Below are 23885 nucleotides of genomic sequence, written 5' to 3' on the forward strand. Positions count from 1 at the left end.
TCAGCGTGACCTGACGGCCGCGAAACCGCGCCGTCCGCCGGACTGCGGTTCACCCGGCAACGGTCGGATGTTCACACCCGGCCGGTCGCGCGGGATACTTGCGTTCATCGATATTTGCCGAGTTGATATTTTGGCGTACCGACGACCCGTGAAGGGGACGCATTGGAACCCAGGCATCGTCGTACCGCGTCGATGATCGTGGCCGGCCTGGCCGCACTCGTCGTCCTGCTGCCCGCGACGGCGGCCTTCGCCGACTCGCTGCCGAACCTGCCGCAGAACGCCGGCGGGTACGAGCAGTCGTTCTCCCCCGCCTACGACTACGACACCGACGGCTGCTACGCCGTGGCGGCCATCAGCCCCACCGGCACCCTGAACCCGGGGCTCAACCCGACCGGGGCGCTCAACGGCAACTGCCGGGACCAGTCCGACCTCGACCGCTCGCAGACCTACGCCCGCTCGAAGTGCAACAACGGCTGGTGCGCGATCGTCTACGCCAGCTACTTCGAGAAGGACCAGGCGCTGCCCGGCATCAGCCTCGGCGGCCACCGGCACGACTGGGAGCACGTCATCTCCTGGGTCAACCAGGCGACGAACCAGGTCGAGTACGTGACCACGACGCAGCACAGCAGCCAGGTGACCTACCCGCGCTCGCAGGTGCGCTTCGACGGCTCGCACCCGAAGACCGTCTACCACAAGGACGGCGCCTCGACCCACTTCTTCCGGCTCGCCAACGGCAACGACGAACCGCCGGAGAACCACTACCACACCTGGCGCTACCCGCCGCTGGTCGACTGGAACGGCTGGCCCAGCACGGCGCTGCGCGACCGGCTCATGACCGCCGACTTCGGCTCGGCCACCATCAAGATCAACGATGGCCGGTTCGTGCCGCTGCTCACCGCGTCCAAGCCCACCGGGATCCCGTTCGACCCGGCGGCCTGACCCGCACCCGCCGGCCGGCTCCGTCAGGAACGGGGCCGGCCCGCGGTCAGCGCCCGCAGCGCGTGCTCGGCGACGGCGATCAGCGTGTGCTTCACCGAGTCCCGCGAGCGGGCGTCGAACAGGGCGAGCGGCACGTGCCCGGCGATCGCCAGCGCCTGGCGCACTTCCTCGGCGTCGTAGCGCGGCGCACCCTCGAAGCAGTTGACCGCGGCCAGGTACGGCAGCCCCCGGTGCTCGAAGAAGTCGAGCGCGGCGAAGCTGTCCTCGATGCGGCGGGTGTCCACGATGACGACCGCGCCGAGGGCGCCCCGGGCGAGCTCGTCCCACATGAACCAGAAGCGGTTCTGGCCGGGGGTGCCGAAGAGGTACAGAATCAGGTCCTCGGCGATCGTGATCCGCCCGAAGTCCATCGCCACCGTCGTGGTGCTCTTCGCCGGCACGCCGCCGGTGTCGTCGACCCCCACGCCGGCCGCGGTCATGATCGCCTCGGTGGTGAGCGGGGTGATCTCCGAGATCGCGCCGACGAGCGTGGTCTTGCCGGCGCCGAACCCTCCGGCGATGAGGATCTTCACGGCGGTGATCCGGCTCGCGCCCGGGCGGCGCCGCTCAGAGGTTGCGGAGTCCAATGAGAACCCTTTCCAGGACGTGGATCCGCTCCTGCGAGTCGCCCGCCTCGAGCGGCTCGTGCAGGGTCAGGATCCCTTCGGTGATCATGTCGGCCACCAGCACCCGGGCGACGCCGAGCGGGACGCGCAGGCAGGCCGCGACCTCGGCCAGCGACTGCGGCCGGTCGATGCACAGGTCCGCGATGCGCTGCCAGTCCCGCCCGGCGTACCGGCTCGCCTCCACCCCCTGCCGCATCGTGAGCAGCACCGCCTCGATCGCGATCTCGCGCGTGGGCTCGGTCCGGCCGCGGGTCACCGCGTACGGACGCACCAGGGCTCCGCGCGGGTCCTCCTCGCCGCCCTGGACCATCTACGGGGCCACCGTCTCCCGCGGCGGTGACACCAGCGACTTGCCGACCCGCTCGACCAGCAGCGCCATCTCGTAGCCGACGTGGCCGACGTCGCAGTCGCGGGCCGCGAGCACCACGAGCGACGAGCCGTCGCTGATCGCCATGAGGATCAGGTAGCCGGCCTCCATGTGCACGATCGTCTGCCGCACCCGGCCGCCGTCGAAGTGCCGGCCGACGCCGTAGGTGAGGCTGACCAGCCCGGCCGTGATCGAGGCGAGCTGCTCGGCCCGGTCCGGCGGGAGGTCGCCGGTGGCGGCCAGCAGCAGGCCGTCGGCCGAGACGGCGATGACGTGCGCGACCCCGTTCAGGGGCTGGGCGAAGCTGTCCAGCAGCCAGCTCAGGCTCTCCAGTGCGCCGGACCCGCTCATCTGTGGTTCTCCTCCGCTGGCTGGGCGTGGTCCGTCGTGGCCGCGCCGGCCTGACGTCCGCGCTGGACTCCCCGTTGGTACGACGACAACAGCCCGCGCAGTTCCTCGGCGCTGGGCCGCTTGAGCTTGGCCGGGCGCGCGGGCACGCCGCCGGGCACGAGCTGGGCCTGCGGCGAGCGGATCGGCAGGCCGGAGCGGGTGCTGGCGTCGGTGTGCGGGTGCTGCGCCGCGGCGGCGGCCCGCCAGCCCTCGTCGGCCCGCGTCCGCCAGCCGCCCTTGGCCGCGCCGTTGGCGGGTGGCGCGGCGGGCGCGGGCGGCGGCGGTCCGGTGAGCGCGCTGTGGCCGCGCTCGTGGAACCAGGTGTCCTCGATCGCCCGGAAGATCGGCAGCTCCGTGGTGTCGTCCGCGGCCGAGGACCCGGCGGTTGCGCCCAGCGGGTCCAGCCGGCGCTCCTCCCGCCGCGGCACGGCGACCGGCGCCTGCGGCGGCGGGGCGGCCGGGCGCCGGGTCGGCAGCGCCGCGCGCCGCTCGACCGGCGTCCGCACGAGCGCACCGGCGGGCAGCACGACCTCGGCGACCGTCCCGCCGCCGGCGTTGTCGCCCAGCCGCACCGTGACGCGGTGCCGGGCGGCGAGCCGGCCGACGACCGCGATGCCCATGAGCCGGAACGCGCCGACGTCGACCGGCGCCGGCTCGGCCAGGCGGCGGTTGAAGTCGGTCAGCGCCGCGGGGTCGATGCCGAGGCCGCGGTCCTCGACGCGCACGATCGTGCGGTCGCCGATGCGCCGCCCGGAGACCAGGACCGGCGCGTGCGGGGGCGAGAATCGGGTCGCGTTGTCCAGCAGCTCGGCCAGCAGCCGCACCACGTCGTTGACGGCGGGCGCGGCGACGAGCACGTCCCCGTCGGTCTCGGCGAGCTCGACCCGCTCGTAGAGCTCGATCTCGGACTGGGCGGCCCGGATCACGTCGAGCAGCGGCGCGTCCTGGCGGCGCGGCGGCGCGGTGTCGGCGCCGGCCAGCACGAGCACGTTCTCGTCGTTGCGCCGCATCCGGGTGGCGAGGTGGTCGAGCTGGAACAGCTCGGCGAGCCGCTTCGGGTCGTCCTCGCCGCGCTCGATCCGGTCGAGCTGGCCGATCATCCGGTCGACGAGGGTCTGGCTGCGGCGGGCGACGCTGAGGAACATCGCCGAGACGCTGTCGCGCAGCACGGCCTGCTCCGCCGCGACCCGGACCGCCTCGCGGTGCACGGTGTCGAACGCGCGCACCACCTCGCCGATCTCGTCGCGGCGGTCGAGCCCGGCCGGGGTGCGGATCTCGGCGGCGATCTCCCGCGGCGAGCGCTCCTGCACCGTCCGCGCGTCGCGCAGCCGCAGGACGAGCTCGGGCAGGTCGTGCTCGGCCACGCCGAGCGCGGTCTGCCGCAGCCGCCGCAGCGAGCGGACCATCGAGCGGGCGGTGGCGAAGGCCAGGCCGGCCACGAGCGCGAGGACCGCGAAGAGCACCGCGGACTCGAGCACGACCTGGCGGCGCACCGCGGAGCCGACGGCCTTCGCGTCGCCGACGAGCTGGTCGTCGAGGCGCGCCTCGGTCCAGCGCATGAGGTCGTTGACGGCGCCGAAGACGGCCACCGCATCCTCGGCGCCGACCGTGCGCGGCTGGCCGGCCGTGCGCTGCAGGGTGCTCGTCAGGTCGTCGGCCATCTGGGTCGCGTCGCCGGCGATGGCGGACTCGACGATGCGGCGCTGGGGCACGCTGGCCGACAGCGAGAACGCGACGAAGGCCTCCTGCTGGCCGGTGAGCGTGGCCAGCAGCGCGGCAAGCTGGTGGGCGTCGAGGGAGCCGGACTTCAGGGCGGCGTAGGCGACCGCCTCCTGCTCGGCGACCCGCGCCTTGGCCTTGGAGAACGCCGCGGCCGCCCGCAGCTCGTCGGCGAGCGCCTGGTCGGTGCGGACCTGGGCGACGGCCTCGCGGTAGGAGACGAGGTCGTCGGCGACGACGCCGTAGCGCAGCAGCACCTCGGCGACCGACACGCCCCGGCGGCCGCCGACGTCCTTGCGGATCGCGGCCAGCACGTCGAGCTGGGCGTCGATGCGCTCCAGGCGGTCCCGCACGCCGGCCGGCACGGCGGCGCCGAGGGAGTCGCGGCGCTTGGTGTAGCCGGCGACGGCGGCGTCGGTGCGCACGATCTGGCGGTTGTACGCGTCCGGCTTCGCGTCGGCCGCGGAGAGCAGCGCCGCGGCGGCCATGCGCTCGAGGTGGACCTCCTGGGCGAGGCCGGAGACGTCGGCGGAGAGCCGGGTCAGGGCCCCGACCGTGTCGGCGTCGCTGGCCCGGGCGGCCGCGTCGTGCAGCCGCAGCGCGGCCAGCGTGACGATCGCCAGCAGCGGGATCAGCAGGATCAGGCCGAGCTTCGAGCGGATGCGGGCGTTGGCCAGCCGCGGCCGGCGGATGCGAAACCCACCACCGGCAGGCCTGTTCGATACGGGCATGCGCGAGTTCTCCGCGTACTCGTGGCCGCCAATGAGCGGGTGCCGGGGCGCAGGACACGGCATTCCACCACGAACGACACGATCTCGGAAACCCCGTCAGGCGCGCCGGGCGCATTTGTTGATCAAGCGAGCAATGTCGATCACAGGTGTAACCAGCGCATTTATTGCTACCACTAGGTAAGCGATGCCGGAGAAGTTAACACGGCGCATTTTGACCCACTTGACCGACCTCGCGCGAGTTGGCAAGGTGTGCATCCGAATGAACGGGGCTTCGATCGAGGGGAATCGACTTGCGGCGCGGGCGCTATGTTGCGGCGATGCTGGCGGTGGCCCTGATATCGACCAGTGCGTGCACGCCTGCCAATGCCAAGAACGAGGCCGACATCCTCGTCGCGGCGAGCCTCGAGCTGTCGGGCAGCGCGGCCGACGTCGGCGTGGCCTACCAGCGGGCGCTGGAGCTGCGGGCGGCCCAGATCAACGCGAGCGGGCTGCTCGGGCGGCGCCGGCTGACCGTGCGGATCAAGGACAACCGGGGCGACCCGGCGACCGCGCTCAGCCAGCTCACGGCCTTCACCGCGGACCCGGCCGTGACCGCGATCGTCACCGGGACCTGCGCCGACTGCACCGGCGGGGCGGCCCGGGCCATCGACGAGCGACGGGTGCCGACGATCGCGTTGTCGCCGGTCGCGGACGTCATCGCGCCGCCGGCCGAGCGGCGGTACATCTTCCGCCTCGCCCCCAGCGCCGACGACGACGCCGTCGTGCTGACGGGCGAGCTCGGCCGGGCCGGCCAGCGCAAGGTCGCGCTGCTGACCAGCGACGACGCCTACGGCCGGCACGGCGCCGACGCGACGGCCCGCGAGGCCGGCAAGATCGGCGCGAAGGTCGTCGGCCGGGCCCAGTTCGCGCCGGCCGACACCGACCTCGGCAAGGCCGCCCGCACGGCGCTGGCCGGCGGCCCGGACGCGGTCGTGATCTGGGGCTTTCCGCCCCAGGCGGCGCTCGCGCTCGGGGCGGTGCGCGACGCCGGCTACCACGGCCAGGTCTACCTCGACGCCGCCGCCGCGGGCGAGCTCTTCCTCGGCGCCCCGTTCGCCGGCGCCGACGCCACCGCCCTGGTCTTCACGCCGACGCTCGCCATCGACGACGTCATCGCGACCACACCCGCGAAGGCGGCCCGGCGGCAATGGTTTCAGGACTACACGTCCCGCTACGGCACCTACCACGGTCATGCCTCATTCGCGGCCGACGCCTTACAACTCATCGCGAATGCCGTGGTGCAGTCCGGATCGCTCGACGGGCCCACCCTGCGGGCCCGGCTGGAATCGGCGCAGATCGACGGGCTCAGCGGTTCCATTCGATTTACGCCCGACAATCATTCCGGGTTCACGCCGCAATCGCTGACCATGCTCGAGGCGCGCGGCGGCCGGTGGCGCCTGCTCGGCTAGATCAGTTTTCGAAAACTCAATTTGGGGGTCCAGGCAGTGAGGCGTTATCGCACATTGCTCGTGTCGGCGCTCGCCGTCATCATGATCGGCGCGGCGGGGTGCTCATCGGATTCGCAGCCGCAGCCCGCGGCGGCCGGCGCGGGAAAGCCGGCGGACAAGGTCACCTACCTGACGGCGTTCGGCGCGGTCGGCCGCGACGCGTTCGCCTGGGTGGCCCAGGACAAGGGGTACTTCAAGGAGGCCGGCCTCGACGTCACCATCCAGCTCGGCGCGGCGACGGGCGAGAATCTCAAGGGCCTCGCCTCCGGGCAGGCGCAGTTCGCCAACCTGGACCTGATCGGCGCCTGGATCCTCGCGGGCAAGGGCGATTACAAGGACTTCCGCACGATCGCCGCGATCCACCAGCAGACCCTCGTGTCCATCATCGCGCTGGAGGGCTCCGGCATCTCCGCGCCCAAGGACCTCGAGGGCAAGAAGCTCGGCGCCGCCACCGGCTCGGTGAACCAGCTGCTGTTCCCGGGCTACGCCAAGCTGGCCGGCATCGACCCGAGCAAGATCCAGTGGGTCAACGCCCAGCCCGCCCAGCTCCCCGCGCTACTGGCCGGCGGCCAGGTCCAGGCGCTGAGCACGTTCCTCATCGGCTCCAAGGGCATCGAGAAGGCGGCTGGCGGCAAGAAGGCCGTCGTGCTGCCCTACAGCAAGTACCTCGGCGACCTGTACGGCAACGGCATCATCACCACCGCGAAGATCGCCAAGGACAGCCCGGACCTCGCCCGCCGGTTCCGCGACGCCTGCCTCAAGGCGCTCAAGTACACGATCGAGCACCCCGACGAGGCCGCGCAGATCCTCAAGAAGGCGCAGCCGGCCGCGGACGTCACCGCCGCCGTCGGCGAGATCACGCTCATGACGCCGTACGTCAGCTCCGGCAGCGCGATCGGCGTGATGGAGCAGGAGCGGGTCGCCCGGGCGATCGCCACGCTCCAGGCCGCCGGGCTCATCCCGGCCGGCCTGACCCCGGACGCGGTCGTCGACTTCTCGCTCACCCCGAAGGCCTGAGCCGTGAGCACCTCCATCGACCCGGGCCCGTCGCGCTACTCGTTCGACAACGACGACCCCGAGTCCGTCGGCCGGCACAGTCACCTGTCGGACATCCTCGACCCGCTCACCTTCGAGCGCCTCGGCTCGCTCGGCGACCTGGCCGGGCGGCGCTGCCTCGAGGTCGGGGCGGGCGGCGGCAGCGTGGCCCGCTGGCTCGCCGAGCGGGGCGCGGACGTGCTGGCCACCGATCTCAACGTGCGGCACCTGCCGCTCGACGCCGGGTTCCGGGTGCTGCGGCACGACCTGGTGCGCGAGCCGGTGCCGGACGGGCCGTGGGACGTCATCCACGCCCGGCTCGTGCTGCTGCACATCCCCGAGCGCGAGGCGGTCCTCGAACGGCTCGCGGCCGCGCTGGCCCCGGGCGGGGCCCTGGTGATCGAGGACTGGGCGACGGAGTTCGGCAACCTGTGCCTCGCCGCGCCGGACCGCGAGACGGCGCAGCTCATCGAGGAGTACCGCGACATCCTGGTGAACCGGGTGCTCCCGGCCCGCGGCAACGACCCCACCTGGGCCGCGCGGGTGCACGCCACGATGCTCGCGCACGGGCTGACCGGGGTCGACACCGTCATCAACGCCGCCTCCTGGCCCGGGGGCAGCCCGGGGGCGGTGCTGATCGCGGTCAACGTGGCCCAGCTGCGCGAGGACTTCGTCGCCGCGGGGTTCACGCCGGAGCGGATCCGGCAGTTGTACTCCGCCGTGCGGGATCCCCGCCTGGTCGTCCGGAGCCATTTCACGTACTCGACCATCGGCCGGCGACCGGACGGGTCATGAGCTCGCGATGGGCCGGACTGTCGCTGCCCCTCGCCGGGGCGGCGGTGGCCGTCGGGCTGTGGTGGGGTGCGACCGCGCTCTTCGGCATCCGGTCCTTCTTCCTGCCCTCGCCCCCGGATGTCGTCTCGGCGTTTCGGGCGCAGCCGCGGTACCTGCTCACCGAGGCCGGGGCGACGCTGCGCGAGACGGCCCTGGGGTTCCTGATCGCGCTGGTCGCGGGCCTGCTCATCGCGATGCTGCTGACCATGTCCCGGGCGGTCGAACGGGCCACCCTGCCGCTGCTCGTCGCCCTGAACTCGATCCCGAAGGTGGCCCTCGCGCCGCTGCTGATCGTGTGGCTCGGCTACGGCCCCGGCCCGAAGATCGTGATGATCGTGCTCATCAGCTTCTTCCCGATCGTGGTGTCGGCGGCCGCCGGGCTGTCGTCGACCCCGGCCGACCTCGGCGAACTGGCCACCTCACTGTCGGCGTCGTGGTGGCAGGCGTACCTCAAGGTGCGCCTGCCCTGGGCCCTCCCCCAGGTGTTCGTGGGGCTCAAGCTCGGCATCTCGCTGGCCGTCATCGGCGCCGTCGTCGCGGAGATCAGCAGCCCCAACGGCGGCCTCGGCGCGGTCGTCGTGCTCTCCGGCACCTCGCTGGACACCCCGCTCGCGTTCGCCGCCATCACCCTGCTGGCGGTCCTGAGCATCGCGCTGTTCTACCTCGTCGTGGGCCTGGAGCGGCTGCTGCTGCCCTGGGCCCGCGCGATCTCCGCCTAGTTCTCCGGAGGGGTCATGATCGAGCTGGACGGGGTGTCCCGGGTCTTCCGCACCCGCTCCGGCGACGTCGAGGCGCTGCGCGCGATCGACCTGACCGTGGCGGCCGGCGAGTTCCTGGCCGTCATCGGCCGCTCGGGCTGCGGCAAGTCGACCCTGCTGCGGCTCGTGGCCGGTCTGCTGGCGCCGACCGCGGGCCGCGTCACCATCGGCGCGGCCCCGGTCGCCCGTCCCCGCCCCGACGTCGCCCTGATGTTCCAGCGCCCGGCCCTGCTGCCGTGGCGCTCGGTGCTCGGCAACGTCCTGCTGCCGCTGGAGCTGCGCGGCCGGGTTCGCCCGCCCGACCGCGCCCGCGCGCAGTCCCTGCTGGACGCGGTCGGCCTGGCCGGCTTCCACCGGCGTCTGCCCCATGAGCTCTCGGGCGGCATGCAGCAGCGCGTGGCCCTGTGCCGCGCCCTCATCCAGCGCCCGAGCGTCCTGCTGATGGACGAGCCCTTCTCGGCCCTGGACGCCCTCACCCGGGAGGAGCTGGCGGGGCAGCTGCAGCAGGTGCACATGGAGATGCGCCCGACCACGGTCTTCGTGACCCACTCGATCCAGGAGGCGGTGCTGCTGGCCGACCGCGTGGCGGTGCTGAGCAGCCGCCCGGGCCGGGTGCAGCGCATCATCACGGTCGACATCCCCCGGCCGCGCTCCTTCGGGCGCAACGCCCACCTGACGGACGTCGCGGCCCGCGTGGCCGAACTCACCGACCTGTTGCACGCCACCGATGCCGCCGTTCCCCTCCTGGACACGAAAGCGATCTAAAATGGCGCGATGGCGACCGACGGATGTGAGGTCCAGATGACGGAACCGGACGCCACGATCGAGCTCCTGACCGCGGCGCCCGGGCGCGCCGGGCTCGTGATGGACTTCGACGGGGTGCTCTCACCGATCGTCACCGACCCGGCCGCGAGCCGTCTGCTCGACGGCACCGCCGAACTGCTCGCCGGGATCGCCCGGCGCCTCGATCTCGTCGCCCTGATCTCGGGCCGGCCCCTGGCGTTCCTGCGTGACCGGGCGCCGGTCGACGGCGTGGCGCTGCTGGGCTCCTACGGCCTCGAGGAGCTGCGCGACGGCGTCACCCACACCGAGCCGGCCATCGAGGCCTGGCTTCCCGCGGTGCACGAGGCGAGCGCGGAACTGCACCGGACGTTCGACGACGCCGACGGCGTCAAGGTCGAGGACAAGGCCGTCTCGGTCGCGGTGCACTGGCGGCTGGCCCCGGACCGCACGGCGGCGGCCGAGGCCGTGGCGGCGGCCCTGCGCGAGATCTCCGGCCGCACCGGCCTGGTGGCGGAGCCCGGCAAGCTCGTCGTGGAGCTGATCCCGCCCGTCCGGCAGGACAAGGGCACCGCGCTGACCCGGCTGGTCGACCGGCTCGGGCTGGCCCGCGTCGTCTACGCCGGCGACGACCTGGGCGACCTGCCGGCCCTGCACGCGGCGGTCGCCGGCGGCGGCCACGCGCTGGTGGTGACCCACGGCCCGGAGACGCCGCCGGACCTGCTCGGGGTCGCCACCCGCACGTTCGACGGCGTCGAGGCGTTCGCGCAGTGGCTGGGCCGGCTGCGCGCCACGCTCGACGCCGCGGAGGCCCCGGCCGAGCCGGCGTGAGCGACTGGGAGCGGCGGGTCGGCGAGGCCTGGGCGGCGATCGACGAATACGAGGGCCGCGAGGACGCGTTCCGCGCGCTGATCGACGAGCTCGCGGACGAACTGCCCGCGGACGATCCGGTCGCGGCCTTCGAGCGGGCCGGCGCCTGGGACTCGACCGGGCACTCCGACCGGGCCGTGCCCCTCTACCGCTTCGCCCTCGAGCACGGCCTCACCGGCTACCGGCGGCGCCGCGCGGTGATCCAGATGTCCAGCTCGCTGCGCAACATCGGCCAGGCCGGCACGGCGGTGGCCCTGCTGGAGGCCGAGCGGGCCCTCGACCCGGCCGGGCTCGACGAGCCGACGCGCGGGCTGGCCGACGCGATCAGCGCGACCCTCGCCCTGTGCCTGGCCGACACGGGCCGCGAGCGGGAGGCCGTGTCGGTGGCGGTCGCGGCGCTCGCCGCGCACCTGCCGCGCTACCAGCGATCGATGGCCGACTACGCCCGCCGGCTGGTCGAACCGGGCTGATCCCGGGCCGCCTCCGCTGCGTACACCGGGGTGAGGAGGTGCCGCACGTGGTCCGATTCAGCAAACGCGCCGAGGACGCGGACCGCGACCCCGGGCCCAGGGCCGCCGGGGATCGTTACGCCAACCGCGAGACCGCCGCCGGGCTGTTCAGCCGCCCGCCGCCCCCGATCCCGCCCAAGCCGCCACCGATCCCACCGCACCCGGCGCCGGCGCGGCACGAGCCCGAGCCGCAGGCGCCGCAGCTGTCGATACGGCCGCTGCGAGAGCCGGCGCCGGCCGTCACCACGATCCGGGTCGAGCCCGTGCCGATCGACGGGTTCGAGTTCGAGACCGCCGCGCCCTGGTGCAGCGATCCCCCGCCGGAGCCGCCCCGCCCGCCGGTCCCGCGACCCGCGCCGCGCCCGATCTTCGAGCCGCTCGCCCCGCGGCCCGAGCGCCGCACGATCACCTGGCTGGACGAGTGAGGAGCGGGCCGCCGCCCGCTCAGCTCGCCAGGGCGCCCGGCACCAGCCCGGACGCGGTGGCGACGGTGTCGCGCAGGTCGGCGACGAAGCGGTCGACGCGTTCGGGCGGGACGCCGGGCATCAGCACGACGTGGGCGTTGCCGCGCTCGTCGGTCGCGAGCGGCCACCGGTCCAGCAGCGGCTGCGGCGGGCGCGGGAACACCACGGTGAAGGCCCGCGGCTGGGCGCGCCAGGCCGGCCAGCCGACGCCGCGCAGCTGCTGCTCGGTGTACCGCGCCAGCGCCCGCGCCCCCTCCGCCCGCGCCCGCAGGCCGGCCGGGCCCCAGTGCCGCATCAGGTACCACAGCCACAGCGGCGCGTGCCCCGAGCGCGAGCCGGTGATGGTGCTGTCGGGCGCGGCCGTGTACGTGATGTCGCCCCGGCCCGTGTGCCGGTCGGCGAGCGCCACGACCACGCCGCACGGGAACGGCACCGCCAGGAACTTGTGCCCGCTGACGGCGATGCTGTGGGCGCCGTCGGTGAACGTGAACGCGGGGCGGCCGACGGACTCGTCCAGGGCCAGCGGCACGCCCGCCAGCGCGGCGTCGGCGTGGACCCAGCGCCGATGCGGCTCGACCCCGGCGGCGTCGAGGGCCGCGCCGATGCGGGCGACGTCGTCCACCGCCTCGGTCATCGTCGTGCCGATCGAGGCCACCACGATGACGCCGGTGCCGCGCCGGTGCCGCGAGTCCCGGCTCACCGCCGCGTGGAGCAGGTCGTATCGCATCTCCCCGCGCTCGTCGGCCGGGATCTCGCGCAGCCGCAACCGCAGCAGCTCCGCGGCCTTGGCCACGCTGTAGTGCGCCGCCGAGGAGCAGTAGACGGTCGCGGCCGCGAGCTGCCGCCGCGCCTGCCACAGCGCCCAGTGGGTGCTCTCGGTGCTGCCGGTGGTGACGTACCCGTGCCGGTTGTCCAGCGGCGCCCCGAACAGGTCCGCCAGGAACCCGATCACCTCGTACTCGAGGTGCTTGGTGTGCAGGCGGTACGCGCCGCCGGGTGCGAACGGGTGCCCGACGTTGTTGAGCAGCAGGCGCTCGAACGGCACCAGGGCGCTCACGTCCGGCAGGTCGGTCGCGCCGGGGAAGCCGAGGTCGTAGTCGCGGTGCTGGAGCAGGTCGGCATGCAGCTGGTCCAGCCGGCCCGCCACCGTCGGGTCGCCCGGCAACCCCGGGGTCATCGCGGCCGCGACCCGTGGTCGACGATCCGGCCGATCTCGCCCATCCACCGCCACACGTGGTAGATGGGGTCGGACTCGGGCGTCTCGGCCAGCGCCGGGTTCCAGCGCCAGTGCATGCTCGGGGTGCCGTACTGCGTGTTGCCGTCCCGCACCGAGCAGTCCACGGTGAGGGCGTTGAACTGCTGCTCCCCGCCGCGGTCGAGCACCAGCATCGTGCCGTCGATGAGGCGGGCGTAGCAGCGGCCCGGCAGGTCGGCCTCGCTGCGCGCGGTGCGCTGGGCGGTGGCCCAGTCGCCGTACTGCGTGTCGAGCGTGACGACCCCGATGCCGGCGAACACGGCGTGGCCCGACATCGAGTCGGTCTTGTTGCACATGGTGGTCCGCGGGTCGAAGCGCGGATCGGCGGCGTAGCCCTCGCGGGCGTGCTGGGCCATCCCGTACAGCAGGTGCGGCAGGGAGGCGGCCTCGTCGTCGGCGAGGAAGATCCGGGTGGCCGTGCGCAGCTGGTCGTACAACCGGCCGTCCGGCTCGCTGTAGAACAGGGCCACCCCGTGCGGCGCGAGCGGGTCGCGGCGGCGACGCTCCCAGGCGTGCCGCGCGTGCAGGAACGAGAAGCGCCGCAGCCGCGCCACGACCGCGCCCCGATACGTCGGCGTGATGTCCACGTTCGGCGGCGGTGGCGACGGTACCGACTCGGGGCCGGCCGGCACGCTCTGCATGTGCCGCGGGCCGGGCGCGCGGGTCTCGGGCTCGGGCGAGAAGCCCGGCGGCGGTGTCTGCCCCTCGTTCGTGCGCTCGAGCGCCCACCATGGCACCGAGGAGGATGATGAGGAGGACGGCGAGGGGCTGATGCGCGGGTCAGACATCGAGGTCCTGCAGCCGCTGGTCGAGCACCCGCAGCGGGTCCGGCCGGCCCTTGCCGACCTCGGCGAGCACCGGCGCCTTGCGGGCCCGCAGCGCGAAGCCCCACACCACGCCGACGACGACCGTCAGCACCACCACGGCCGGGATGATGGCCTGCAGCGGCGAGCTCTCGGCGATCTGCAGCAGCGAGGACAGGTGCGACACCATGATCGCGAGCACGACCAGGCCGCCGATCACGCCGAGCGAGGGCAGCACCGTGGTGACGAACAGGCCCTCGGTGCTCCCGCCGCCGCGGCGGTAGAAGCGGATCGCGCCCGTCGAGATGAGCACGAGCATGACCAGGATGCCCACGGCGCCGGCCGCGGAGAACCAGGTGAAGATGACGCCGATCGGGTCCGCCCCGGCCGCGGCGAAGACGCCGACGACGAGCAGGGCCGAGACGCTCTGCACGAGCGAGCCGCCGGTCGGCGCGCCCTGGGCCCGGCCGCTGGTGCCGGTGCGGGCCAGCCACGCCGGCAGCACGCCCTCGCGGGCCATGGCGAAGAGGTACCGCGCGATCGTGTTGTGGAAGGACAGCATGGCCACCGTCACGCTCGTGACGAGCAGGAGCGTGGCGAGCAGGCTCAGGCCGCTGCCGTACCACTGGTCGAACAGCGAGAACGGCAGGCCCGAGTCCGGGTTGGCGGCGGTCGCCGCGATCTGCCGGTCGCCGACGGCCACCGCGAGCGCCCAGGCCGAGACCCCGTAGAACAGGGCCATGAAGAGCACCGCGGCCAGCGTGGAGCGGCCGATGCTCCGGCTGGTGCGGACCTCCTCGGAGTAGGCCGGGGCGGTGTCGAAGCCGATGAACGCCGCGATGCCGAGCGCGAAGGCACCGCCGATGCCGGGCGCCCACAGGCCGCTGAGGGTGATCGGCGCGGCGGTGATCGAGCCGCCGAACGGGTGCGTGAAGCTCGCGATGTCGAACAGCGTGATGACCGCGAGCTCGACGCAGAGCACGCTGCCGACGACGAACGCCGACAGCGAGACGTGCAGCAGTCCGCAGATGGCGACGACGAGCCAGATGACCGCGGCCCAGATCAGCCACGATCCGCCGATCAGGCCCGCGATCGTGACGCCGATCAGGCCGTACAGACTCATCTGGATGGCCGAGTAGAACACCAGCGCGAGCGCCCCGCCCGCGAGCCCGGCCACCGGCCCGAAGGCGTGGGCGAGCAGCGCGTAGGCCGGGGCGGCGTGCGGCACCGTGCGCGACATGGCCACGTATCCGACCGCGAGGAGCCCGAGCATGACGCCGAGCAGCGGGAACGTCAGCGGGGTGGCGACGAGTCCGGTGGCCGCGTAGGTGGCGACGATACCGCCGGCGAGCACCGCCATCGGCGAGCTCGCGCCGACCTGGAAGAGCCACACACCCCCGCCGCTCATCTTGCGGCGAGTAAGGCCTTGCGTCGTCACCGGACCCCACCGTCCACAGTGGAGATGTTCCGGATTGCGGGCACGGGTGTAGCGGAAGGACGCATCGCGGCGCGCTCTCCAAGGCTCTGATGGGGCCGAATACGATCCGGCCACGGCAGTCAATGTGATAAATGTCGCCGCGAAGTGTATAGGTGTGGATCACTGAGCGCCTACCACTCAGGGCTGCGTGGAAATTCACATTCCGCGTCGTCATGATCACCTTGCGTTGACCTTGTCGTACGACAACAAAGGATCCTTACTCGAGTCGGAAATCCGATCGGAAAACTGCCACGAAGGCCGCACCGGCGACCGGCGGCGCGGAAAATCGCGCGGGGGTTCGGCGGCCCGCGAGTAGCGTCCGGCCGATGACAGAACCTGAGAAGCCCGAGAATCTCGAAGGCGGCCGGACGACCGGCGCACAACGCCTCGGAGACACGATCCGAAAACCGGCCCGGCCGTGGACCCCGGCCGTCCATGCGGTGCTCGCCCACCTGGAGGCGGCCGGGTTCGAGGGCGCGCCCCGGCCCCGCGGCCTCGACGACCAGGGCCGCGAGGTGCTGACGTACCTGCCCGGGGAGACCATCGGCAACGTCACGCCGTGGGCCCCGTGGGTGTTCGACGAGACGACGCTCGACCTCGTGGGCGCCTGGCTGCGCGGGCTCCACGACGCCACCGAGGGCTGGGTCCCGCCCGCCGACGCCGTGTGGATGTCGGGCGCCTCCTGGCGGCCGGGTCTCGTCATCGGCCACCAGGACGCCGGGCCCTACAACGCGGTCTGGAACGAGGGCCGGATCGCCTTCGTCGACTGGGAGGTCACCGGGCCGTCGAGCCGCGAGTTCGACCTCGCGTTCGCGGCGCTGTGGTGGGTGCCGCTGCACGCCGAGCACATCGCCCGGGCCGTCGGCTTCACCGCGTTCGAGGATCGCGCGCGGCGGCTGCACCGGCTGCTCGACGCGTACGGCTACGAGGGCGACCGCCGGGCGTTCGGCGTCACGGTGGCCGCCCGGATCCGGCGCAACGCCGAGGTGCTGCGCCGGCTGGCGGCGACCGGCGACCCGGTGTTCGTCCGGAACCTGCCGATGACCGAGGACCTGGAGACGGCCGCCCGTCAGGTGGAGGCGTTGCCCGAGTCCTTCTGGACCGCCTGACTTTGTGCGCGGTGGCGGCGGTACGTCATGATCGAGGGGTGATTCGCTTTGTCCTCAACGTCCTGTGGGTCATCTTCGGCGGCGGGTTCGTGCTGTTCCTCGGCTACGCCCTGGCCGCGCTCATCTGCCTCGTGCTCGTGGTGACGATCCCGTTCGCGATCGCGTCGTGGCGGCTGGCGGTGTACTCCCTGTGGCCGTTCGGCCGGACGGTGCAGGCCAAGCCCGGCGGCTCCGGCGTGGTGACCGGCCTCGCCAACGTGCTCTGGGTGGTGCTCGCCGGCTGGTGGCTCGCGCTGACCCACATCTCGGCCGGCATCACCCTGTGCGTCACCATCATCGGCATCCCGTTCGGCATCGCGCACTTCAAGCTCGTGCCGGCCGCGTTCTGGCCCCTGGGCCGCGAGGTCGTCGACCTCGACTAGGCCTGCTCAGACCCGGTCGGGCCGGTCCGGGTGCGCGTGGCGCAGCTGCGCCTCGAGCTCCTCGATGCGGGCGAGCAGGTCCAGCACGACACCCAGCGCGGCGTAGTTCAGCGGCAGCTCGGCGTGCAGGCGGCGGATGCGGGCGAGGCGGGCCAGCTGGGCGTCCGGAAACTCGGGCGCCCCGCCGGCCCCCGGCACCGGATCCAGCAGGCCCAGGGCCACGAACCGGGCGACCAGGCGCGGATGCACGCCCGCCGCGGCCGCGAACGCCTCCAGCGAGCGGACGCGCGCGGTCTGTCTCGTCGTGTGCACGATGGCCAGGGTCATGAGGCGCTCCGCGGGTCGTAGGCCGATGCGCGCGCCAGCTCCTCGAACAGCCGGCGCTCCTGGGGTGTCGGGTCGGGCGGGACCATCACGCGCACCTCGGCGTAGAGGTCGCCGGGGCGCGCGCCCGGCAGGCCCTGGCCCCGCAGGCGCAGGCGGCGGCCGGACGAGGAACCCCGCGGCACGTCCAGGAGCACCTCTCCGGCCGGCGTGCGCAGCGGGACCTTCGCGCCGAGGGCCGCCTCCCACGGGGCGACGGGGAGCCGGACGGTGAGGTCGCGACCGTCCACTGTGTACCGCGGGTCCGGCGCGAACCGCACCACGAGGTGCAGGTCGCCGCGGGGCCCGCCGCCGAGGCCGCCCGCGCCCTGCCCGGCGAGCCGCAGGCGCTGCCCCTCGGCGATGCCACGCGGGATCGTGACCCCGAGCCGGGTGCCGTCGGGCAGCGTCACGGTGCGGTGGCCGCCGCGGTACGAGTCCTCGAGCGTGATCGTGATCGTCGCCTCGGCGTCGGCCCCCCGCACCGGCCCGAAGCCGAACAGGTCCTCGAAGTCCGCGAAGTCCTGAAACCCGCCGCCGGGGCCGCCGCCGGCAGCGGGGCCGCCGCGGAAACCGCCGCCGCTCGGGACCGAGGCCCGGGCGTCGTACTCGCGGCGCAGCGACGGGTCCGAGAGCACCCGGTACGCCTCGGTGATCTCCTTGAAGCGATCCTCCGCGCCAGGCTCCTTGTTCACGTCCGGGTGGCTGCGGCGGGCCAGGGTGCGGTACGCCCGCTGGATCTCCTCGCCCGTCGCGGTCTTCGCCACCCCGAGCACCGCGTAGAAGTCACGCGCCATCGTCGGGCCGTTCCTCCCCCGGGTCCCCGCCCGAGTCCTCCCCCGGGTCCGTCCCGGAGTCGTTCCCCGAGACGGCGACGGCCACGGCCGCGGGGCGCAACAGGCCGTCCGGGCCGCCGTAGCCGGGGCGGATCACCCGCACCACGGTTCCGGCGCCGCCCGGGCCGCCCGCGACCGCCTCGGTCGCCTCGTGCCGGGCCGGGTCGAAGACCTCGCCGGGCGCGCCGAGCGGCTCGAAGCCCAGGCGGCCCAGCACCGCCCGGCCCTCGTCACGCACCCGCTCGACGCCGGCGACGATCGTGGCCGGGTCGGCGCCGGCGTGCTCGAGCGCCAGGTCGAGGTCGTCGAGCAGCGGCAGCCACGCGGCCGTGCACCGGGCCCGCTCGGCCGCGGTGCGCTCGGCGACCAGCCGATCGCACCGCTTCCGCGCGTTGTCGGCATCGGCCGCGGCCCGCCGCCACCGCTCCTGCCAGTCGACGTCATCCATCATCACGACCACTCACGAGAACTCGGCGTCGACGACGTCTTCGTCCGCGGCGGCCGAGGAGGTCGCGGGGCCGCCGCTGTGCGCGTACACCATCTGGCGCAGGTCCTCGGTCACCCGTGGCACGTCATCGTCGCCGGCGGATCGGGCCTCCTCCAGCAGCAGCTGTGCCCGCTCGCGCTCGTGCGAGGGGACCTCGCGCTCGGTCAGCAGGCGGCGCACCTGGTAGACGGCCCCGTCGAGCTCGTTGCGCGCCTCCACCGAGCGGCGCGTGCGCTCGTCCTCGCCGCGGAAGCGTTCGGCCTCTTGCACCATGCGCTCCACCTCGGCCTGGTCCAGGGTGCCGCTCTCGGTGATGGTGATCTGCTGCTCGCCGCCGGTGTCGCGGTCCCGGGCCGAGACCTGCAGGATGCCGTTGGCGTCGATGTCGTACGTCACCTCGATCTGCGGCCCTCCGCGCGGCGCCGAGCGGATGTGCTCGAGCCGCAGCCGGCCCAGCACCCGGTTGTCGGAGGCCCGCTCCCGCTCGCCCTGCAGCACCACGACCTCGACCGCGGGCTGGTTGTCCTCGGCGGTCGTGAACGTCTCGGTGCGCCGGGTCGGGATGGTCGTGTTGCGCTCGATCACGCGGGTCATGAGGCCGCCGAGGGTCTCCACGCCGAGCGAGAGCGGGGTCACGTCGAGCAGGACGACATCGCGCACGTCGCCCTTGAGCACCCCGGACTGGATCGCGGCGCCGAGCGCGACGACCTCGTCCGGGTTGACGCTCATGTTCGGGTCCTTGCCGCCGGTGAGCCGCCGGACCAGGGCCTGCACGGCCGGCATGCGGGTCGCGCCGCCGACGAGGATCACCTCGTCGAGGTCGCCCTCCCCCACCCGGGCGTCGCTCATCGCCTGGCGCACCGGGGCGAGGGTGCGCTCCAGCAGGTCGTGGGTGAGCTCCTCGAACACGGCCCGCGTGACGGTCGTCGTGAGGTGCTTGGGGCCGTTCGCGTCGGCGGTGATGAACGGCAGGTTCACGGTGGTCTGGGGCACCGTCGACAGCTCGATCTTGGCCCGCTCGGCGGCCTCGATGAGCCGCTGCAGGGCCTGCGGGTCGCGGCGCAGGTCGATGCCCTCGTCGCGGCGGAACTCCTCGGCGAGGTGGTCGACGAGCCGGTGGTCGAAGTTGTCGCCGCCGAGGTGGGTGTCGCCGGCCGTCGCGCGCACCTCGACCACGCCGTCGCCGACGTCGAGGATGCTCACGTCGAAGGTGCCGCCGCCGAGGTCGAAGACCAGGACGGTCTCGTGGCCCTGCTTGTCCAGGCCGTAGGCGAGCGCCGCCGCGGTCGGCTCGTTGATGATGCGCAGGACCTCGAGCCCGGCGATGCGGCCCGCGTCCTTGGTGGCCTGGCGCTGCGCGTCGTTGAAGTAGGCGGGCACCGTGATCACGGCCTCGGTGACCTTCTCGCCGAGGTACTTCGCGGCGTCGTCGGCGAGCTTGCGCAGGACCTGGGCGGAGACCTCCTCCGGTGAGATCCGCCGTCCGCGCACGTCGAACCGGACCGCCCCCTCGGGGCCGGGCACGACGGTGTAGGTGACGGTCGCGGCCTCCTCGGGGATCTCGTCGAAGCGCCGCCCGATGAACCGTTTCGCGGAGGTGATGGTGCCCTCGGGGTTGAGCGCCGCCTGGCGCCGCGCCAGGTGCCCGACGAGCCGCTCGCCGCCCGGCGTGTACGCGACCACCGACGGCGTGGTCCGGCTGCCCTCGGCGTTGGGGATCACGGTCGGCGCCCCGCCCTCGAACGCGGCGATCACCGAGTTGGTCGTCCCGAGGTCGATGCCTACTGCCCTGGCCATGGGAATCGGTCCTTCCGACGCGAGTGACGTCTTCGGGATCCAGGGTTGCCGCGGGTCCGCGGCCGGAGCGTCCTGCGAACCGGATGACCCGGGCTAGCCGCAGGTCACGAGCCCGGCCCGGACCTTGCTGCGCACCACGCGGGTCGCGGACTGGGTCACGCGCTGGGCGAACGCCGGGTCGGCCTTCGCCGCGGCGACGAGCGCGTCCGTCATCGGCTCGGCGTCGGAGAGCCGCACGCTCAGCGGCATGTCCCCGCCGGCCTGCACGAACTTCACGGCCCGCTGCCCCACCGGGACCGAGGACACCGCGACCGCCGCGCCGAGGTCGTCCGACATCACGAGCCCGTCGAAGCCGAGCTTCCCCCGCAGCAGGTCGGTCACGATCGGCGCCGAGAACGCGGCGACGTTCTTCGCGTCGAGCTTCGGGTATGTCGCCGAGGAGATCATCACCGCGGCCGACCCGGCCTTGATGCCGCTCGCGAACGGCTCCAGCGACGCGTCGTCCGCGGTCGTCAGGTCGTCGCGCGCGCCCGTCGTGGTGTCGGTGTTCACGCGCACGCGGCCCAGGCCGGGAAAGTGCTTGAGCGTGGTCTGCACGCCCGCGCCCTGGATCGCGGTCACCACCGTGGCCACGTCCTCGGCGACGGGCCCGGGCGTCGAGCCGTACTGCCGCTCGAACCCCCCGATCGGCGGGTTGCTCTTGCCCACGTCCGCGGGCACCACGTCGGCGACGGGCGCGAGGTCGATCGTGATCCCGATGCCCTTGAGCCGCCCGGCCCACTCGGCGGTGCGGCTGTTCAGCGTCGAGGCGTCGAGGCGGCCCTGGCTGACCGCGGTCGGGATGGCCGGGAAGTCGTCGCCCTTGAGCGTCTGGACCTGGCCGCCCTCCTGGTCGATGCCGACCTGCAGCGCGAGCCCGCCGCCGGCCCGGGCCGCGTCCTGGAGCTGGGTGATCTGCTGGCGCAGCGTGGCCGCCGAGGCCGAGGAGCGCCCGGCGAGGAAGATACCGCCCAGTTTGTACTTCTGCAGCGTCTGTGTCGCCCCGAGCGGCGAGCTCAGCGGCGTGCCGATCATGAGCAGCTGGGCCGCCTGCAGTTCGAGCGGCAGCTTGGCGACCACCGACTCGGCGCACCCCGCGGCGGCGGACGACGCCGGTGCCGCGGCGCTCGCGCGCGCCGACCCGCCCTCGGAGGCCACCGCCCCGGGCGACGGGGAGTCGTCGCCCCCGGACACGGCGTAGGCGACTCCGGCCCCGACCAGCACGACCACGGCCACCGCGATGACCGCCCACACCGGGAACGGCCCGATCCGCCCCCGCTCGGCGTTGCGGCGCGTTCCTTTCGGCATCCGTCGAGGATACGCAAGCGCCGCTAGCGGTAGGCGGTCAGGAACTTGTCGCGGAACTGGTCCATTCGCCACACTGGCGCCCCGTCGGCGGGCCGCAGCCCGTCCTGCCAGCCCCAGCCCGAGATCTTCGCGAGCACGGCGGGGTCGCGGGCGACGATCGTGATCGGCACGTCGTGGCTCGCGGTGTCCCCGACGATGACCGGCGACGGCTGGTGGTCGCCGAGGAAGACGACCACGAGGTTGTCGTCACCGTAGGTCTCCACGTAGGAGATCAGCGAGCTCAGCGAGTACACGATCGAGTTGCGGTAGGCCGTGCGGATCTTCTCCGAGGTGCGGATCACCGAGTCCGGCGGGTCGCCCTCGGTGCTCATCGAGCGGTAGACGGTGCCGTCGCCGACCTCGTCCCAGCCGACCAGCTGCGGAATCGGCGTCCAGGGCGCGTGGCTGGAGACGAGCGGGATCTCCGTGAAGGTCGGCTGGTGGCCCGGCGCGCGCTCCAGGCGCTGGTAGGCCGCCAGCGTGAACTGGTCGGGCACGGGCACGTAGCTGAACTTCGGGCCCTTGTAGCCCATGTTCCGCGAGTCGTAGAGGTCGTGGTACTGGAAGAACTTGCCCTCGGGCCAGTCGCGGTCGTTGGCCGGCATGATCCCGCCGACGTGCCAGCCGCCCCGGCGGAACGCGGCGTTGAGCGTGAACCGGTCGCCGGCCAGCAGCGACGAGCTGCGCTGGTTGTTGTCGACCCACAGGCCCGACAGCAGCGTCTCGTGCGCCATCCAGCTGCCGCCGCCGGTGATCGGGGAGGTCAGGAACGCCGAGCGGGCCTGGAAGCCCTTCGCCGCCAGCCGCTTCGTGCCGTCGTCGAGCACCGCGTTGACCTGGGGCGCGTACTGCGGATTCTGCACCGCGTCGCGCCCGTAGCTCTCCACGAACGTGAGCAGCACGTCCTTGCCGCGCAACGCGGTGAGCAGCTGCGAGCCGGGCACGTCGCGGAACGCGTCGATCTGGGACTGCCGGCCGAACTTCTCGCCGTCGTCGAGGTCGCGCCGCACGAGCGAGACCTGGGTCCCGAGCGCGCCGACGGCCCCGTCGGAGGCGACCGGCACCCCGCTCGCGGCCTGCACGTCGAAGACCGCGAACACCGCCCAGGCCGCGGCCAGGATCGCGGTGCCGCGGGTGGTGGCCACCTGGTGCCGCACGGCCAGGCGGGCGAGCCGGCGCAGCGTGAGCGTCATCACCACGGGCACGCTGAGCACGACCAGGCTGAGGATGACCGTGATCACGATCGCGGCCGATTCCCCGAGCGAGGACTTGACCAGGCCGTACGCCGGGTCCAGCAGCACCCAGTCGAGCACCGGGTCGAACGGGCGCGCGAGCGCGGTGTAGAAGCCGAGGTTGAACAGCCGGATGATGAACAGCGCGCCGAGCAGGATCCCGGCCGCCCAGAGCACCACGGTCCGGGCCCGGCCGCGCACGGCGAGGAACAGCGCGACGAGCAGCAGACCCTCGATCGGGATCCGCAGGAAGGCCCCGAGGGTGTACTGCGTGAGCCGATCCGGCGTGACCAGCGTGAACAGCACCACCGCGGCCCCGAGCAGCGTTCCCGCCCACACCAGGACCGTGCGCGACCGGGACCGCCTCGGGGGCGACGGCGGCGCGGGGGTCTCGACGTCGGGTGCCAGCACGGACATCAGGATGACACCGCGATCCGCAGCGACTGCCGGCGCCAGCGCCACAGCACCTCGGAGCCGAACGACTCGACGAGGAACAGCAGCGAGATGGCCACGACGGTGGTCGTGACCGCGAGCGGCAGGAGCCCGGACGCGGCGACGGCGAGGGTCACACCCTGCATCGCGGCGACCACCTTGCGCCAGTACCGGGGCGGGACCGGCCCGCGCAGCCAGGGCACGAGCCACGTGGCGACCCCGATCACGTAGCGCATCGCCCCGATCGCGAGCACCCACGGCCCGACGGACTCGGCCACGAACGCGCTGAGCACGAGGATCAGCCAGGCGTCGGTCTCCATGTCGAAGCGCGCGCCGAGCGGGGTGACCCCGCCGGTGCGCCGGGCGACGTTGCCGTCCACGGCGTCCAGGGCGAGGGCGACCGCGGCGAGCACGCACAGCACCGGGACCGACACGGGCCGTGTGAAGGAGTCGGCGGTAAGCGCGGCCACACCCCCGGCGAGCCCGGCCCGGGTCAGCGTCACCCAGTTCGCGGCGCCGAAGGCCTCGGCCCCGGAGCGCTGCAGGCCCGCCTCGAGCGCGATCGAGACGACCAGACCGCCGGCGAGACCGACCGCCCAGCCCGCCGTTCCCAGCCCGACCGTCCCCGAGAGGACGCCGAGCACGGCAACATGGAAGATCAGTCCAATGACCGGACCGGTTCGAACCTTCGGCATCGTCGCTCCGTGTACGAGGCTGTGCTTGCTGACCATGGACCCG

General features: G+C 73.4%; 25 protein-coding genes. 11 read left to right on the forward strand and 14 right to left on the reverse strand.

Annotated elements, in window-relative coordinates; all coding sequences use genetic code 11:
• Positions 1–162 precede the first annotated feature (162 nt).
• Positions 163–939: an NPP1 family protein gene (locus ABT369_RS41955; protein ID WP_350621238.1), complete on the forward strand. Its 777-nt coding sequence runs from the start codon at positions 163–165 to the stop codon at positions 937–939.
• A gap of 23 nt (positions 940–962) precedes the next feature.
• On the opposite strand, the gene ABT369_RS41960 is transcribed toward ABT369_RS41955, so the two are convergent.
• The 4 genes from ABT369_RS41960 to ABT369_RS41975 are packed head-to-tail and all read right to left on the reverse strand — an operon-like array spanning position 963 to position 4811.
• Positions 963–1565 carry a GTP-binding protein gene (locus ABT369_RS41960; protein ID WP_350621240.1) on the reverse strand — a complete coding sequence of 201 codons (603 nt, stop codon included), beginning with the start codon at positions 1563–1565 and terminating at the stop codon, positions 963–965.
• Positions 1546–1914 (reverse strand): DUF742 domain-containing protein, encoded by a 369-nt coding sequence (locus ABT369_RS41965; RefSeq protein ID WP_350621242.1) that lies wholly within the window; start codon positions 1912–1914, stop codon positions 1546–1548. The genes ABT369_RS41960 and ABT369_RS41965 overlap by 20 nt, the downstream gene beginning before the upstream one ends.
• On the reverse strand, positions 1915–2322 hold the full coding sequence (locus ABT369_RS41970; RefSeq protein WP_350621244.1) for a roadblock/LC7 domain-containing protein: 408 nt from the start codon (positions 2320–2322) through the stop codon (positions 1915–1917).
• Positions 2319–4811: a sensor histidine kinase gene (locus ABT369_RS41975; protein ID WP_350621246.1), complete on the reverse strand. Its 2493-nt coding sequence runs from the start codon at positions 4809–4811 to the stop codon at positions 2319–2321. Before ABT369_RS41975 ends, ABT369_RS41970 begins: the two co-directional genes overlap by 4 nt.
• A gap of 317 nt (positions 4812–5128) precedes the next feature.
• On the opposite strand from ABT369_RS41975, the gene ABT369_RS41980 reads away from it, so the two are divergent.
• The 8 genes from ABT369_RS41980 to ABT369_RS42015 are packed head-to-tail and all read left to right on the forward strand — an operon-like array spanning position 5129 to position 11509.
• Positions 5129–6259, forward strand: a complete 1131-nt coding sequence (locus ABT369_RS41980; RefSeq protein ID WP_350621248.1) for an ABC transporter substrate-binding protein — start codon at positions 5129–5131, stop codon at positions 6257–6259.
• Between the two features lie 36 nt (positions 6260–6295).
• Entirely contained in the window at positions 6296–7315 is a 1020-nt protein-coding gene (locus ABT369_RS41985) for an ABC transporter substrate-binding protein (RefSeq protein ID WP_350621250.1), read from the forward strand.
• Positions 7316–7318: 3 nt separating this feature from the next.
• Complete coding sequence (locus ABT369_RS41990; protein WP_350621252.1) at positions 7319–8128, forward strand: class I SAM-dependent methyltransferase; 810 nt, start codon at positions 7319–7321, stop codon at positions 8126–8128.
• Positions 8125–8886 (forward strand): ABC transporter permease, encoded by a 762-nt coding sequence (locus tag ABT369_RS41995; protein ID WP_350621254.1) that lies wholly within the window; start codon positions 8125–8127, stop codon positions 8884–8886. Before ABT369_RS41990 ends, ABT369_RS41995 begins: the two co-directional genes overlap by 4 nt.
• Positions 8887–8901: 15 nt before the next feature.
• Positions 8902–9690, forward strand: coding sequence for an ABC transporter ATP-binding protein (locus tag ABT369_RS42000; protein ID WP_350621256.1), 789 nt, complete (start codon positions 8902–8904; stop codon positions 9688–9690).
• Between the two features lie 9 nt (positions 9691–9699).
• On the forward strand, positions 9700–10536 hold the full coding sequence (gene otsB, locus ABT369_RS42005) for a trehalose-phosphatase (protein ID WP_350621258.1): 837 nt from the start codon (positions 9700–9702) through the stop codon (positions 10534–10536).
• Positions 10533–11045 (forward strand): tetratricopeptide repeat protein, encoded by a 513-nt coding sequence (locus ABT369_RS42010; protein WP_350621260.1) that lies wholly within the window; start codon positions 10533–10535, stop codon positions 11043–11045. Before otsB ends, ABT369_RS42010 begins: the two co-directional genes overlap by 4 nt.
• 47 nt (positions 11046–11092) lie before the next feature.
• On the forward strand, positions 11093–11509 hold the full coding sequence (locus ABT369_RS42015) for a hypothetical protein (RefSeq protein WP_350621262.1): 417 nt from the start codon (positions 11093–11095) through the stop codon (positions 11507–11509).
• A 19-nt stretch (positions 11510–11528) separates the two neighbouring features.
• Here the strand turns inward: ABT369_RS42015 and ABT369_RS42020 are convergent, their stop codons facing one another.
• The 3 genes from ABT369_RS42020 to ABT369_RS42030 are packed head-to-tail and all read right to left on the reverse strand — an operon-like array spanning position 11529 to position 15044.
• Positions 11529–12725, reverse strand: a complete 1197-nt coding sequence (locus ABT369_RS42020) for a pyridoxal-dependent decarboxylase (protein WP_350621264.1) — start codon at positions 12723–12725, stop codon at positions 11529–11531.
• Positions 12722–13540: a hypothetical protein gene (locus ABT369_RS42025; RefSeq protein WP_350621266.1), complete on the reverse strand. Its 819-nt coding sequence runs from the start codon at positions 13538–13540 to the stop codon at positions 12722–12724. The genes ABT369_RS42020 and ABT369_RS42025 overlap by 4 nt, the downstream gene beginning before the upstream one ends.
• Positions 13541–13583: 43 nt before the next feature.
• A complete protein-coding gene (locus tag ABT369_RS42030; protein ID WP_350621268.1) occupies positions 13584–15044 on the reverse strand; it encodes an APC family permease in 1461 nt (486 codons plus the stop codon).
• A gap of 365 nt (positions 15045–15409) precedes the next feature.
• Here ABT369_RS42030 and ABT369_RS42035 point away from each other — a divergent pair, with 365 nt between their 5' ends.
• Both ABT369_RS42035 and ABT369_RS42040 read left to right on the forward strand, forming a co-directional pair.
• Positions 15410–16192, forward strand: coding sequence for a protein kinase family protein (locus ABT369_RS42035; protein ID WP_350621270.1), 783 nt, complete (start codon positions 15410–15412; stop codon positions 16190–16192).
• Positions 16193–16230: 38 nt separating this feature from the next.
• Entirely contained in the window at positions 16231–16614 is a 384-nt protein-coding gene (locus tag ABT369_RS42040) for a YccF domain-containing protein (protein WP_350621272.1), read from the forward strand.
• 6 nt (positions 16615–16620) lie between these two features.
• Here the strand turns inward: ABT369_RS42040 and ABT369_RS42045 are convergent, their stop codons facing one another.
• The 7 genes from ABT369_RS42045 to ABT369_RS42075 all read right to left on the reverse strand — a co-directional run bounded on the left by ABT369_RS42045 (position 16621) and on the right by ABT369_RS42075 (position 23842).
• Positions 16621–16941 (reverse strand): chaperone modulator CbpM, encoded by a 321-nt coding sequence (locus ABT369_RS42045; protein ID WP_350621274.1) that lies wholly within the window; start codon positions 16939–16941, stop codon positions 16621–16623.
• Positions 16938–17774, reverse strand: a complete 837-nt coding sequence (locus ABT369_RS42050; protein WP_350621276.1) for a DnaJ C-terminal domain-containing protein — start codon at positions 17772–17774, stop codon at positions 16938–16940. The genes ABT369_RS42045 and ABT369_RS42050 overlap by 4 nt, the downstream gene beginning before the upstream one ends.
• Complete coding sequence (locus tag ABT369_RS42055; protein ID WP_350621278.1) at positions 17764–18264, reverse strand: nucleotide exchange factor GrpE; 501 nt, start codon at positions 18262–18264, stop codon at positions 17764–17766. Before ABT369_RS42055 ends, ABT369_RS42050 begins: the two co-directional genes overlap by 11 nt.
• A 9-nt stretch (positions 18265–18273) precedes the next feature.
• A complete protein-coding gene (gene dnaK, locus ABT369_RS42060) occupies positions 18274–20097 on the reverse strand; it encodes a molecular chaperone DnaK (RefSeq protein ID WP_350621280.1) in 1824 nt (607 codons plus the stop codon).
• A gap of 93 nt (positions 20098–20190) precedes the next feature.
• Positions 20191–21444 (reverse strand): glycoside hydrolase family 3 N-terminal domain-containing protein, encoded by a 1254-nt coding sequence (locus ABT369_RS42065; RefSeq protein ID WP_350621282.1) that lies wholly within the window; start codon positions 21442–21444, stop codon positions 20191–20193.
• Positions 21445–21467: 23 nt separating this feature from the next.
• On the reverse strand, positions 21468–23132 hold the full coding sequence (locus tag ABT369_RS42070; RefSeq protein ID WP_502891889.1) for a sulfatase-like hydrolase/transferase: 1665 nt from the start codon (positions 23130–23132) through the stop codon (positions 21468–21470).
• Positions 23132–23842, reverse strand: a complete 711-nt coding sequence (locus ABT369_RS42075; RefSeq protein ID WP_350621286.1) for a CDP-alcohol phosphatidyltransferase family protein — start codon at positions 23840–23842, stop codon at positions 23132–23134. The genes ABT369_RS42070 and ABT369_RS42075 overlap by 1 nt, the downstream gene beginning before the upstream one ends.
• Positions 23843–23885 lie beyond the last annotated feature (43 nt).

It is taken from the genome of Dactylosporangium sp. NPDC000244, from assembly GCF_040300725.1.
Taxonomy (GTDB): domain Bacteria; phylum Actinomycetota; class Actinomycetes; order Mycobacteriales; family Micromonosporaceae; genus Dactylosporangium.